The sequence below is a fragment of the Streptomyces sp. NPDC101191 genome (genome assembly GCF_044767915.1).
GTDB lineage: Bacteria > Actinomycetota > Actinomycetes > Streptomycetales > Streptomycetaceae > Streptomyces.
Genome location: NZ_JBIWOU010000002.1, coordinates 1,288,945 through 1,300,986 on the forward strand (window position 1 = coordinate 1,288,945; position 12,042 = coordinate 1,300,986).

Below are 12,042 nucleotides of genomic sequence, written 5' to 3' on the forward strand. Positions count from 1 at the left end.
GTCCTCATTGTGCCCACAGGGCGGCGACCGCCCGCGCGTGGGCCGCGGCCTGTGCCCGTCCGGCCCGGGCCGCCGGGACGCGGCGGGTGCGGTCCAGCGGATTGCGCCCGAAGGCCTTCCTGGACCCGGCGTCGGGGGTGATGACCTCGACCCGCGCGCCGGCGGCGGCGAGGGCGGCGCCCTGGGCGGCCGGGGAGAGGATCACCCTGTTGCCGGTGCCGGTGGGCGCGATGACGACGACGCGACCGTACCCGGCGGCGAGGTGGGCGTTGGCGGCCGGCGGCCGGCGAGCTCGACGACCGGCCAGACGCCGGGAATCGCGCAGCTCGCGGTGACGGCGTCGACGAGCGGGACGCCGGCCGTCCGGTCGAAGGCGGCATTCGAGCGCCCACCGGGCGGCCTGACGACGCCCGGTGGGGCCCGCGACGCACCGGGACGGGCCCGGCCCCGGGAGCCGTGGGCGGTCAGAGGACCTCCGTCACCGTCCCCGCGCCGACCGTCCGGCCGCCCTCGCGGATCGCGAAGCCGAGGCCCGGCTCCAGCGGCACAGTGCGGCCGAGCTCGACGGTCATGGTGACCGTCTCGCCGGGGCGGGCTACGGCCGGCGCGCCGAGGTCGACGGCCCCGACCACGTCCGCCGTGCGGAGGTAGAACTGCGGCCGATAGCCGGTCGTGACCGGGGTACTGCGACCGCCCTCGCGGGCGGACAGCACGTACACCCGCGCCGTGAAGCGCCTGCGTGGCACGACCGTGCCGGGCGCCGCCACGATGTGCCCGCGGCGGACCGCGCCGCGCGGCACCCCGCGCAGCAGCAGGGCCACGTTGTCGCCGGCCTGGGCCGACTCCATCGGGCGGCCGAAGGTCTCGACGCCGGTGACGACCGTCTCGGTGTCCGGACCGAGCAGCTCGACCCGGTCGCCGACCCGGACGGTGCCGCGCTCGATGGCGCCGGTGACGACGGTGCCGCGGCCGGTGATGGTGAGCACGCTCTCGACCGGCAGCAGGAACGGCGCCTCGACGTAGCGCTCGGGCACCGGCACGTACGTGTCCACCGCGTCGAGCAGCGCCTCCACGGACGCCGTCCAGCGCGGGTCGCCCGCCAGGGCGCGCAGCCCGGAGACCCGGACCACGGGCACGCCGTCGCCGCCGTAGCCGTGCGCCGTGAGCAGCTCCCTGACCTCCAGTTCGACCAGGTCGGCCAGTTCGTCGTCGGCGCCGTCCGCCTTGTTGAGGGCGACGACGATGTGGTCGACGCCGACCTGGCGGGCCAGCAGCACGTGCTCGGCGGTCTGCGGCATGATCCCGTCGAGCGCGGAGACGACGAGGATCGCCCCGTCGAGCTGGGCGGCGCCGGTGACCATGTTCTTGATGTAGTCCGCGTGGCCGGGCATGTCGACGTGCACGTAGTGCCGCGTGTCGGTCTCGTACTCGACGTGGGCGGCGTTGATCGTGATGCCGCGCCGCGCCTCCTCCGGGGCCCTGTCGATCCGGTCGAAGGGCACGTAGGTGGTGGGGCCGCCGGTGCCCCGCTCGCTCAGGACCTTGGTGATGGCGGCGGTGAGGGTGGTCTTGCCGTGGTCGACGTGGCCCATGGTGCCGATGTTGAGGTGCGGCTTGGTGCGCGCGTACGCCTGCTTGGGCATGGCTGCATCGCTCGTTTCGGTGCTCGAAGCGTGTGTGGGGACCCCGGGGCCGGACCGACCCTCCCCCTGTGGGGTCCGCCGGACGGTCCGGGAAGGGTCAGCTTCGGTCGCCGCAGAGCCTCGCGAGAACGGCGAGAGCCGTCGGGACGGCAGCCTCCGGCGCGTCCGCGACTGCGGACGGCGCTGCGGGGAAGGCGTACCGGGACATGCCCCCGATCATGGCCGCCCGGACCGCCGCCGTCGACCGAATTTCGGGGCGCTCAGAGGTTCTTGAGGGCCTCGCGCACGGAGAGCGGGGAGAGCCGGGAGGCGTGCTCCGCGACGAAGGCGCGTACCTCGTCGGGGGCGGTCTTGCCGTACTCGCGCAGGCTCCAGCCGATCGCCTTGCGGATGAAGAAGTCCGGGTGCCCGGAGCGCAGCAGGCAGTACGCGAAGAGCCGGTCGGCGTCCGTGGCGGACTTGAAGCGGAGTTGGTGGAGCAGGGCGGTGCGCGCGACCCACAGGTCCTCGTCGGCGATCCACTCGTCCATGCGGGCCACGAGCACCGGATCGGCGGCGACGAGCGCGCCGACGACGTGGGCGGCGAGGTGGTCGACCGTGTCCCACCACGAGACCGTGGTGACCAGCGTGTGGGCGACCGGCAGGAAGTCCTGGGAGCAGCGCTTCACATGGCGGCGCAGGTAGTCGACGGCGAAGTAGTGGTACTCGCGCTCGGGCAGGGCGAAGCAGCGCAGGGCGACGGCCGCGCAGTCGGTCTCGTCGGGGGCGGGCAGGCCGTCGAGGACGGTGCGGGACAGGGTGCGCCGCTCGGGGGTGCGCAGCCCGAGGAAGGGGGCGACGCCCTTCATGTAGGCGATCATCTCCTGAGCCCGGAAGGGGTCGCCGGCGGCCGGGTACACGTCCGTGAGCCGGGCGAGCACGGTGTCCGCGAGGGCGCTCTCGGGGACGGCGGGGGGCGCGGAGGGTTTCACGGCCCCACTGTAGGCGCGGGGCGACCGCGGGCCGCGCGGTCGGCGTCGGCGGATTCCCTGCCCGCAGTTGCGCGGGGCGCATTCTCCGACTCTCGGCGGGCGCGAGGGCACTCCGGCCTCCGCGGTGGGCGCGGGGCGCAGCCCCGAACTCACGGCGGGCGCGAGCGCACTCCCGGACTCGCAGTGGGCGCGGGGCGCAGTCCCGAACTCACGGCGGGCGCGAGTGGTTCCCGGCCTTGGGCATGGCGCACGTTACGGCGATCACCCGCGGTTGTCGGTTAATCTCCCCGAATGCTCCTCTCGCCCAAGGCCCGGCTGACGTATCTCGCCGTGATCCTGCTCTCCGCGGGCGTGTCGGTGCTGCTCTTCGAGCCGCAGCGGCTGCTGTCGGCCGGGTGGCCGCCCCAGTTGAGCGGTGCGGGCGCCGTGCTGGTCTTCGGGCTCGCGTACGGGGTGTGCACGGCGGCGCTGGTGCCGCGGCCGATCCTCAACCTGGCGGCGGGAGCGCTCTTCGGCACCCAGGCGGGCTTCGCCGCGGCCCTCGGCGGGACGGTCCTGGGCGCGGGCCTGTCCTTCGCGCTGGGCAGGGCACTCGGCCAGGAGGCGCTGCGCCCGTACGTCCGGGGCCGCTGGCTGGAGGCGGCGGACGGGCAGCTGAGCCGGCACGGATTCCGTTCGATGCTGGCGATCCGACTGTTCCCGGGGATGCCGTTCGTGGTGGCGAACTACGCGGCCGCCGTGTCCCGGATGCGGTGCCTCCCCTTCCTTCTCGCGACCGCCCTCGGCTCGGTACCGAACACGGTGGCCTACGTGGTCGCGGGCAGCCGGGCCACTTCGCCGACCTCCCCCGCCTTCCTGATCTCGACGGGCTTCATCGTCGTGTCGGCCCTGGTCGCCGCGGTGGTGGGCTGGCGCAAACGGCATCACCTCCGCGGAGCCGTGAAGGCGTCCCGGGCGAGGGAGGCGGCGGGGACGGTGCAGGCCGTGGAGCCGGCGGCCGCCGGGCGGTAGGGCTGCCTCGGCGCGAACCCGCCCTGGCGGGACCGCCGCGAGCAGTCGCCCTCACCGCGCGCACGGGCCGCCCGCCGGCCTTCTCACAGCGCCTCGACGATCATCGCGTTCGCCAGTCCCCCGGCCTCGCACATCGCCTGCAGCCCGTACCGGCCGCCGCGGGCCCGCAGCGCGTGCAGCAGGGTCGTCGTGAGGCGGGTGCCGCTCGCGCCGAGCGGGTGGCCGAGGGCGATGGCACCGCCGTGGACGTTGACCCTCGCCGGGTCGGCGCCGGTCTCCTGCTGCCAGGCGAGGACGACGCTCGCGAAAGCCTCGTTGATCTCGAAGAGGTCGATGTCGGCGAGGGACAGACCGGCGCGGCGCAGCACCTTCTCGGTGGCGGGGATGACGCCGCTGAGCATGAGCAGCGGGTCGGAGCCGGTGACGGCGAAGGAGTGCAGCCGGGCGAGCGGGCGCAGTCCGAGGGCGCGGGCGGTCTCCGCGGCCATGACGAGGACCGCCGAGGCTCCGTCGTTGATCGGGCTGCTGTTCCCGGCGGTGACCGACCAGTCGATCTGGGGGAAGCGTTCGGCGAAGCCGGGGTCCTCGAAGGCGGGTCGCAGGCCGGCGAGGATCCCGGGCGTGGTCGCGGGCCGTACGGACTCGTCGCGGCGCACGTCCCCGTAGGGCACGACCTCGTCGTCGAAGAGACCGTCCGCCCAGCTGCGGGCGGCCTTGGCGTGCGAGGCGGCGGAGAACTCGTCCATGGCCTCGCGGCCGATGGACCACTTGGCGGCGATGAGCTCGGCGCTGATGCCCTGCGGTACCAGGCCCTCGGGGTAGCGGGCGGCCACGCCGGGGCCGAAGGGGTCGGCGCCGGGCGGCACGTTGGACCACATGGGGACGCGGCTCATGGACTCGACGCCGCAGGCCACGGCGATGTCGTACGCACCGGACAGGACGCCCTGGGCGGCGAAGTGGACGGCCTGCTGGGAGGAGCCGCACTGCCGGTCGACGGTGGTGGCGGGCACGGTCTCGGGCAGGCCCGCGCCGAGCCAGGCGTAACGGGTGGTGTTCATGGCCTGCTCGCCGACCTGGTCCACGGTGCCGCCGATGACGTCGTCCACGAGGGCCGGGTCGATGCCGGAGCGGTCGACGAGGGCGCGCAGGGTGTGCGAGAGGAGGGCGACGGGATGCACGTCGGAGAGCGAGCCACCCGGCTTGCCCTTCCCGATCGGTGTACGGACTGCTTCGACGATGACGGCGTCACGCATGACAATGCTCCGACCTGGAGAGTTGGAAAACTGGACCAACACTTGTCGGTAACATATCCCAGTGGGTTGGATTCTCAAACCCTCTCCGGTGCGCGTGCCTTAGTCTTGGCCCATGAAGGCCGCGCCCCGCCCCTGCTCGATCGCCGACACCCTCGCGCTCGTCGGCGAGAAGTACTCGCTGCTCGTGCTGCGCGAGATCTCCCTCGGCGTGCGCCGCTTCGACCGGATCGCCCGCAACACCGGGGCCCCGCGCGACATCCTCACCGCCCGCCTCAAGCGGCTCGTCGAGGCCGGGATCCTGGAGAAGGTCGCCTACAGCGAGCGGCCCAAGCGATACGAGTACCGGACCACCCCGGCCGGCGAGGAGCTGGCCCCGGTCCTGGTGACCCTGATGGCGTGGGGCGACCGCCACCTCAACGCGGACGCCCGGCCGGTGGTCCTCGAGCACAGCTGCGGAGAGACCCTGACCCCGCGGGTGGTCTGCGCGAGCTGCGGCGAGACGGCCGACCGCACGAACCTGAAGTACCACGTGCACGCGCCCGGCTGGACCACCACCGGCCCCGTGGAGAGCTGACCCTCCCGCGGAACCCGCCCCGGAACCCTGCGGACGATCTTGTAACGTCGGGACGGTACGCTGCGCACCGACCTTATGACCGCACACGTACATTCGGGACGGCCCTGGCCCCATGAGTTGGTTCGAATCATTCATCCTCGGACTCGTCCAGGGGCTTACGGAGTTCCTTCCCATCTCCTCCAGCGCGCATCTGCGGCTCACCGCCGCGTTCGCCGGCTGGGAGGACCCGGGAGCGGCGTTCACGGCCATCACGCAGATCGGTACCGAGGCCGCCGTCCTCATCTACTTCCGCAAGGACATCGCACGGATCGTCTCGGCGTGGTTCCGGTCGCTCTTCGACAAGGAGATGCGCCAGGACCACGACGCGCAGATGGGCTGGCTGGTCATCGTCGGCTCGATCCCGATCGGCGTCCTCGGCGTCACGTTCAAGGACCAGATCGAGGGCCCGTTCCGCGATCTGCGGCTGACCGCGACCACCCTCATCGTCATGGGCATCGTCCTCGGCGTCGCGGACCGGCTGGCCGCCCGTGACGAGATCGGCGGCCGCCACCGCGCCATCCGCGAGCGCAAGTCGCTCAAGGACCTCGGCGTGCGGGACGGCCTGATCTTCGGCGTCTGCCAGGCGATGGCCCTGGTCCCGGGCGTCTCCCGGTCCGGCGCCACCATCTCCGGCGGTCTGCTCATGGGCTACACCCGCGAGGCCGCCGCCCGCTACTCCTTCCTCCTCGCCATCCCGGCCGTGCTCGCCTCCGGCGTGTTCGAGCTCAAGGACGCGACCGAGGGCGGCCACGTCTCCTGGGGACCGACGATCTTCGCGACGATCATCGCCTTCGGCGTCGGCTACGCGGTGATCGCCTGGTTCATGAAGTTCATCACCACGAAGTCCTTCATGCCCTTCGTCATCTACCGGATCGTGCTGGGCATCCTGCTCTTCATCCTGGTCGGCACCGACGTCCTGAGCCCCCACGCGGGCGAGTCCGGCAGCTGACCCCACCTCCACCACCACCGCGGCCCGTTCCTGAACAGGCGTACGCACGCCCCTTGGCCCCGCGCCCGTGCTGCCCGACACTGATCCGATGACGCAGCGTGTGGACCTCGCCACCGTGATGGACCGGCTCGCCATCGACGATCTGGTCACCGGGTACGCGGTGGCCGTGGACGACTCCGACTGGGCCGCGTACCGGGAGCTGTTCGCCCCGGAGGGCCGCGCCGACTACCGCGGGTCCGGCGGGATCGAGGGGCCGGCCGGCGCGGTCGCCGACTGGCTCGCGGAGACGATGCGGCTGTTCCCGGTGCGGCAGCACCTCATCGTCAACCGCCGGGTCCGCATCCAGGACCTCGGCGGTTACCCGGGCGACACCGCGACCGTGGGCGCCGACTACGTGAACCCGATGCGCTTCGAGTCCGGCGAGGACTTCGTGTGCGGCGGGCGGTACACCTTCGCCCTGCGCCGCACGGACGCCGGCTGGCGGCTGCGCTCGGTCGTGGTCGAGGAGAAGTGGCGCCGGGTGTGAGCCGCGTCGGTCCGGCCCCCGGGGCCGGTCGCGCGCACACTGGAGGCGACCCCAGGAGGCAGGGCATGCGCCACTCGTCCTTCGCCCGCTCCGCGCTCGCCGTCGGCCTCGGCGCGCTGCCCGCGCTCGCCTTCCCCGCCCCCGGCCTGTGGTGGTGGGCGTGGCTCGCGCTCGTCCCCTGGCTGCTGCTGATCCGCGCGGCGCCCGGCCCGCGCCGGGCCGGTCTGGACGGCTGGTGCGGGGGCACCGGCTTCATGCTGGCCGTGCACCACTGGCTGCTGCCGAGCCTCCATGTCTTCCTGCTCCTCCTCTCCGTGCTCCTCGGCCTGCTGTGGCTGCCGTGGGGACGCCTGGTGCACGCGATGCTGGGCGGCACGCCCTCCGCGCGGCGGGCCGCCGCCGCTCTCGTCGTCATCCCCTCCGGCTGGCTGCTCGTCGAGCTGGTGCGCTCCTGGCAGGGCCTGGGCGGGCCGTGGGGCCTGCTCGGGGCAGCCCAGTGGCAGGTGCCGGCCGCCCTGCGGCTGGCCTCGGTCGGCGGCGTCTGGCTGTTGTCCCTGCTCGTGGTCGCCGTGAACACGGGCGTCGTCCTGCTGCTCGCGCTGCCCCCGCTGCGCCGGACCGCCGTCGTCGGCCTGACCGGGTGCGCCCTGGTCGTGGGGCTCGCCTGGTGGGGCGCCGCACCGCCGTCCGCCTCGGGCACGGTGCGGATCGCCGTGGTCCAGCCCGGCGTGTACGACGGCCCCGACGGCGTCGCACGGCGCTTCGACCGGGCCGAGGAGCTGACCCGGGCGCTCGCCGGGCAACGGCTCGACCTGGTGGTGTGGGGCGAGAGCAGCGTCGGCGCGGACCTGGGCGCCCGCCCGGACCTCGCGGCCCGGCTCACCGCGCTCGCCCGGGCCGTCCACGCGCCGCTGCTCGTGAACGTGGACGCGCGCCGCTCCGACCGTCCCGGAATCTTCAAGAGCGCGATCCTGGTCGGCCCCGAGGGCCCGACCGGGGAGCGCTACGACAAGACGCGGCTCGTGCCGTTCGGCGAGTACGTGCCCGCGCGGGCCGTGCTGGGCTGGGTCACCTCGGTCGGCAAAGCGGCCGGCGAGGACCGCCGGCGCGGCGCCGGACCGGTGGTGCTGTCGCTTCCCGACGCCGCCGGGCCCGCCGGGCCGGGCCTGCGGATCGGGCCGCTGATCTGCTTCGAGACGGCGTTCCCCGACATGAGCCGGTGGCTCGCCCGGGACGGCGCGGACGTGCTGGTCGCGCAGTCCTCGACCTCCACCTTCCAGGACAGCTGGGCGCCGGCCCAGCACGCCTCGCTCGGCGCGCTGCGGGCAGCGGAGACCGGGCGGCCGACGGTGCACGCGACACTGACCGGGATCAGCGCCGCGTTCGGGCCGGACGGGCGGCGGGTCGGCCCGGTGCTCGGCACCGGCGCGAGTGCCTCCGCCGTCTACTCGCTGCCGCTCGCGACCGGCCGGACGCCGTACGACCGCGTCGGTGCGTGGCCGCTGTACGGGGCGCTCCTGGTGGTCGCCGCCGTGTGCGTCGCGGCGTTCCGGGAACGGCTCAGGACGCCTGGGCGAGGGCCTCGCGGACCACGTGCTCGCACATCTCGTGGGTCAGCAGCGCGTCCCGGGCACTGAGCCGCTCCCCGTCGCGTACGGCGTCGAGGAAGGCCAGGACGGCCTGTTCGATGCCTCGCTGACGGGCCACGGGCACCCAGTCACCGCGGCGGCGCACGCTCGGCTGGCCCTTGTGGTCGATGATCTCGGCGATGTTGAGCACCTGACGCTTGGAGTCCTGGCCGGAGACCTCCAGGATCTCCTCGGTGGAGCCGCAGCGGCGGTTCATCATGCCGATGGCGGTGAAGCCGTCTCCGGACAGCTGCAGCACGACGTGCTCCAGCAGCCCGTCGCGGACCCTGGCCCGTACGTCGGTGTGGTCGACGTCGCCGGGGAGCAGGAAGCGGAGGGTGTCGACGACGTGGATGAAGTCGTCGAGGACGAAGGTGCGCGGGTCCTCGGGCAGTCCGATCCGGTTCTTCTGCATGAGGATCAGTTCGCGGGGGTGGTCGAGGCACTGGGCGTAGCCGGGCGCGAGCCGCCGGTTGAAGCCGACGGCGAGGCTCACGGCCTGCTTCTCGGCGAGTTCCACGAGGGCTTCGGACTCGGCGTAGTGATAGGCCAGCGGCTTGTCGACGTACGTGGCGACGCCGGCTTCGAGGAGTCGGGTGACGATGCCGGCGTGCGCCGAGGTCGAGGCGTGCACGAAGGCGGCGTCGAGCCCGGCGGAGAGCAGGGAGTCGAGGTCGCCGTGCCGGCGGGCGGCGGGCACGTGGTGGCTGTCGCCGACCTCGTCGAGGGTGGCGGGGGTACGGGTGTGGAGGTGGAGTTCGACCCCGGGAAGGGTGGACAGGACGGGCAGATAGGCCTTGCGCGCGATGTCGCCGAGTCCGATGCAGCCGACCTTCACGGGGTCTCCTTCTGGTTCGTGGTGCGGGCGTTCGCGCCGGTCAGCTTACGCGGGCGGTCGCGTCGGAGATCGGCGGGCGCCAGTCGGCGATGCCGTCGAAGCCGCGCAGGACCAGTCCGGGGCCGAAGCGGGAGACGGCGGTCACGGCCGCGTCGCGCAGGGCGACGGCGGGCCGGGCGGAGAGCAGCGCGAGGCGGCCGGTGCGGGCGGCCTTGCGGACGATCGCGGTGGTGCGCGGCAGCCGGTCGGCGGTGTAGGCGGCGAGTGCGGCGGGCACGGGCCGGCAGGCCGTGTGGTGGGCGAGCACGACGGCGTCCTCGATGGCCTGGTTGCCGCCCTGGCCGAGGGTGGGCTGCATGGCGTGGGCGGCGTCGCCGACGAGGGCGGTGCGGCCGCGGTGGAAGGCGGGCAGCGGGTCGATCAGGTGGTGCACGTCGTGGCGCAGGACGGCACGGTCGTCGGCGGCGTCGAGGATCGCCGGCACGGGGGCGTGCCAGTCGCCGAAGAGCCGCAGGAGTTCGGCCTTCTCGCCGTCGGCGGAGTGGGCTCCGGCGGGCGCCGCGGCCATGGCGTAGGCGTAGACCCGGCCGTCCTTGAGGGGCTGGCTGCCCCACAGGCGGGCGGGGCCCCAGGTCTCGTGGGGGGCGAAGGGCCGCTCGGGGGCGGGGATGACGACCCGCCAGGTGGTGAAGCCCGAGTAGCGGGGGCCGGGGTGGCCGGGGAAGAGGTCGGTGCGGACGGCGGAGCGGATGCCGTCGGCGGCGACGACGAGTTCGGCCTCCAGGTCTCCGTCCGGGGTGGTGACGCGGGCGGGGCGGCGGGTGTCGCCGGGATCGGTGAGGGCGGCCGGGGCCGCGGTGCGGACGGTGCCGTCGGGCAGGGCGGAGGTGAGGAGTTCGACGAGGGTGGCCCGGTGCAGCAGGACGAGCGGTCCGCCGAACCGCTCGGCGGCGGCCCGGGCGTCGGTGCGGCAGAGCCAGCGGCCGTCGGGGCGGCGCATGCCGCCGTCGCCCTGCCAGGCGGCGAGGGCCCGGACCCGGTCGCCGAGGCCGAGGACGTCGAGGGCGCGCAGGGCGTTGGGCGCAAGGCCGATGCCGGCGCCGACCGGGGCGAGTCCGGTGGCGCGTTCGAGGACGGTGACGTCCCAGCCGCGGTCGCGCAGGGCGACGGCGGCGGTGAGGCCGCCGATACCGGCTCCGACGACGACGGCGCGGTGCTGTTCCATGACTCCCCCTCGGGGACGACGGGATCGTGACTGCGACTCGCGACTACAGGTGTAGTTACCCTCCGAGCGTACTACATCTGTAGTTCCAGGAGGGAGGGGAGGGCTCGGTAGGTTGTCCCCATGACCGCAGCAGCCGCCGACGTCCCCCTCCCCCGCGCCGACCGCATCGGTGACGCCGCCCTCGACCTGCTCGTCGAACGGGGGATGCGCGGCCTGACCCATCGCGCGGTCGACGAACGGGCCGGACTCCCGCAGGGCTCCACCTCCAACCACGCCCGCACCCGCCAGGCCCTCCTGGAGACCGCGGTGCGGCGCCAGGTCCAGCACGAGGCGGCGGTCCTCGCCCCGCACGAGCTGCCCGCCGCCGACGCCGGGCCCGAGGCACTGACGGATGCCCTCGCGCTGGCTCTGCACCGCTATCTGACGGACCACCGGGCGCTGCTCGTCTCCCGCTACGAACTCGCTCTGGAGGCCACCCGCCGCCCGGAACTGCGCGCCTTCTTCGACTCCGCCGGCGCCGTCTTCCACGGCCCGCTGATCGCGATGATGCGCGAGGCCGGCTCCCCCGCGCCCGAGCGGCACGCGCTCTCCCTCATCGCCTGGTGCGAGGGGCTGATGTTCTCCTGCGCGGCCGGCTCCTTCCACGCGTCCGTGCCGAGCCGCGCGGACCTGCGCACCGGCTTCGACGAGCTGCTGCGCGGCATGCTGGGCGGCGCCGGCGGCTGAACCGGCGTCAATTCCCTGGCCAGGCACGCGGAGGATCGGCGACGATGCGGGCATGACTGCCGAACGCATCGCATCCACCCCCCGCGTCGACCCGGGCACCCTCACCGGAGAGCGCGCGGCCCTCGAGGAATGGCTCGACTTCCACCGGGCGACCCTGGCCATGAAGTGCGAGGGCCTCGACGAGACCCAGCTGCGCACCGCCTCCGCCCCGCCCTCGAACCTCACGCTGCTGGGCCTCGTCCGGCACATGGCCGAGGTCGAACGCGGCTGGTTCCGCAGGGTTCTCGCAGGCGAGGAGGCCGGCTGGATCTTCTCCACCGCGGAGGACCCCGACCGGGACTTCCACGTCACCGAGGAGGACACCTGGCAGGAGGCCTACGCCGCCTGGCAGGGCGAGATCGCCGCGGCCCGGGTCAACGCCGCCGGGCGCGGCCTCGACGACGTGGGCGTCGGGAAGCACCGCACCGGCGAGACCTTCAACCTGCGGTGGATCTATCTGCACATGATCGAGGAGTACGCCCGCCACAACGGCCACGCGGACCTCGTCCGCGAGCGGGTCGACGGCGCCACCGGGGACTGATCCGGAGCCCGGTGCGGGCGGGTCAGCCCGCACCGGGGTGATCACTCGTGCGGGGCATTCCCCGCGAGTAGGGGCGCGC

Annotated in this window: 13 protein-coding genes; 7 read left to right on the forward strand and 6 right to left on the reverse strand. The window is 73.9% G+C overall.

Translation table 11 applies throughout. The features are described 5' to 3' along the window. Positions 1–4 precede the first annotated feature (4 nt). The 3 genes from ACIRQF_RS12640 to ACIRQF_RS12650 all read right to left on the reverse strand — a co-directional run bounded on the left by ACIRQF_RS12640 (position 5) and on the right by ACIRQF_RS12650 (position 2,614). Entirely contained in the window at positions 5–205 is a 201-nt protein-coding gene (locus tag ACIRQF_RS12640; RefSeq protein ID WP_404091523.1) for a hypothetical protein, read from the reverse strand. 259 nt (positions 206–464) lie between these two features. Next, positions 465–1,643, reverse strand: a complete 1,179-nt coding sequence (gene tuf / locus ACIRQF_RS12645) for an elongation factor Tu (protein WP_404091526.1) — start codon at positions 1,641–1,643, stop codon at positions 465–467. Positions 1,644–1,903: 260 nt separating this feature from the next. Continuing rightward, positions 1,904–2,614 carry a DNA alkylation repair protein gene (locus ACIRQF_RS12650; protein ID WP_404091529.1) on the reverse strand — a complete coding sequence of 237 codons (711 nt, stop codon included), beginning with the start codon at positions 2,612–2,614 and terminating at the stop codon, positions 1,904–1,906. A gap of 291 nt (positions 2,615–2,905) precedes the next feature. Between ACIRQF_RS12650 and ACIRQF_RS12655 the strand changes: the two genes are divergently transcribed. Continuing rightward, positions 2,906–3,625, forward strand: a complete 720-nt coding sequence (locus ACIRQF_RS12655; protein ID WP_376631804.1) for a TVP38/TMEM64 family protein — start codon at positions 2,906–2,908, stop codon at positions 3,623–3,625. Positions 3,626–3,708: 83 nt separating this feature from the next. On the opposite strand, the gene ACIRQF_RS12660 is transcribed toward ACIRQF_RS12655, so the two are convergent. Beyond that, positions 3,709–4,878 carry a thiolase family protein gene (locus ACIRQF_RS12660; RefSeq protein ID WP_404091532.1) on the reverse strand — a complete coding sequence of 390 codons (1,170 nt, stop codon included), beginning with the start codon at positions 4,876–4,878 and terminating at the stop codon, positions 3,709–3,711. A gap of 112 nt (positions 4,879–4,990) precedes the next feature. Between ACIRQF_RS12660 and ACIRQF_RS12665 the strand changes: the two genes are divergently transcribed. The 4 genes from ACIRQF_RS12665 to lnt all read left to right on the forward strand — a co-directional run bounded on the left by ACIRQF_RS12665 (position 4,991) and on the right by lnt (position 8,603). After that, a complete protein-coding gene (locus ACIRQF_RS12665; protein WP_404091535.1) occupies positions 4,991–5,452 on the forward strand; it encodes a winged helix-turn-helix transcriptional regulator in 462 nt (153 codons plus the stop codon). A gap of 112 nt (positions 5,453–5,564) precedes the next feature. Continuing rightward, entirely contained in the window at positions 5,565–6,440 is an 876-nt protein-coding gene (locus ACIRQF_RS12670; RefSeq protein WP_376631809.1) for an undecaprenyl-diphosphate phosphatase, read from the forward strand. A gap of 88 nt (positions 6,441–6,528) precedes the next feature. Beyond that, positions 6,529–6,966, forward strand: coding sequence for a nuclear transport factor 2 family protein (locus ACIRQF_RS12675; protein ID WP_404091538.1), 438 nt, complete (start codon positions 6,529–6,531; stop codon positions 6,964–6,966). Positions 6,967–7,031: 65 nt separating this feature from the next. Then, positions 7,032–8,603, forward strand: a complete 1,572-nt coding sequence (gene lnt, locus ACIRQF_RS12680; protein WP_404091541.1) for an apolipoprotein N-acyltransferase — start codon at positions 7,032–7,034, stop codon at positions 8,601–8,603. Here lnt and ACIRQF_RS12685 read toward each other — a convergent pair. After that, on the reverse strand, positions 8,527–9,432 hold the full coding sequence (locus tag ACIRQF_RS12685) for a Gfo/Idh/MocA family protein (protein ID WP_389752804.1): 906 nt from the start codon (positions 9,430–9,432) through the stop codon (positions 8,527–8,529). The two genes, lnt and ACIRQF_RS12685, sit on opposite strands and share 77 nt — an antisense overlap. Before the next feature lie 40 nt (positions 9,433–9,472). Continuing rightward, positions 9,473–10,657 (reverse strand): FAD-dependent monooxygenase, encoded by a 1,185-nt coding sequence (locus tag ACIRQF_RS12690; RefSeq protein ID WP_404091544.1) that lies wholly within the window; start codon positions 10,655–10,657, stop codon positions 9,473–9,475. 120 nt (positions 10,658–10,777) lie between these two features. Between ACIRQF_RS12690 and ACIRQF_RS12695 the strand changes: the two genes are divergently transcribed. After that, on the forward strand, positions 10,778–11,383 hold the full coding sequence (locus ACIRQF_RS12695) for a TetR/AcrR family transcriptional regulator (protein ID WP_389752800.1): 606 nt from the start codon (positions 10,778–10,780) through the stop codon (positions 11,381–11,383). 52 nt (positions 11,384–11,435) lie between these two features. After that, positions 11,436–11,963 (forward strand): DinB family protein, encoded by a 528-nt coding sequence (locus tag ACIRQF_RS12700; protein ID WP_382482319.1) that lies wholly within the window; start codon positions 11,436–11,438, stop codon positions 11,961–11,963. Positions 11,964–12,042: the final 79 nt, after the last annotated feature.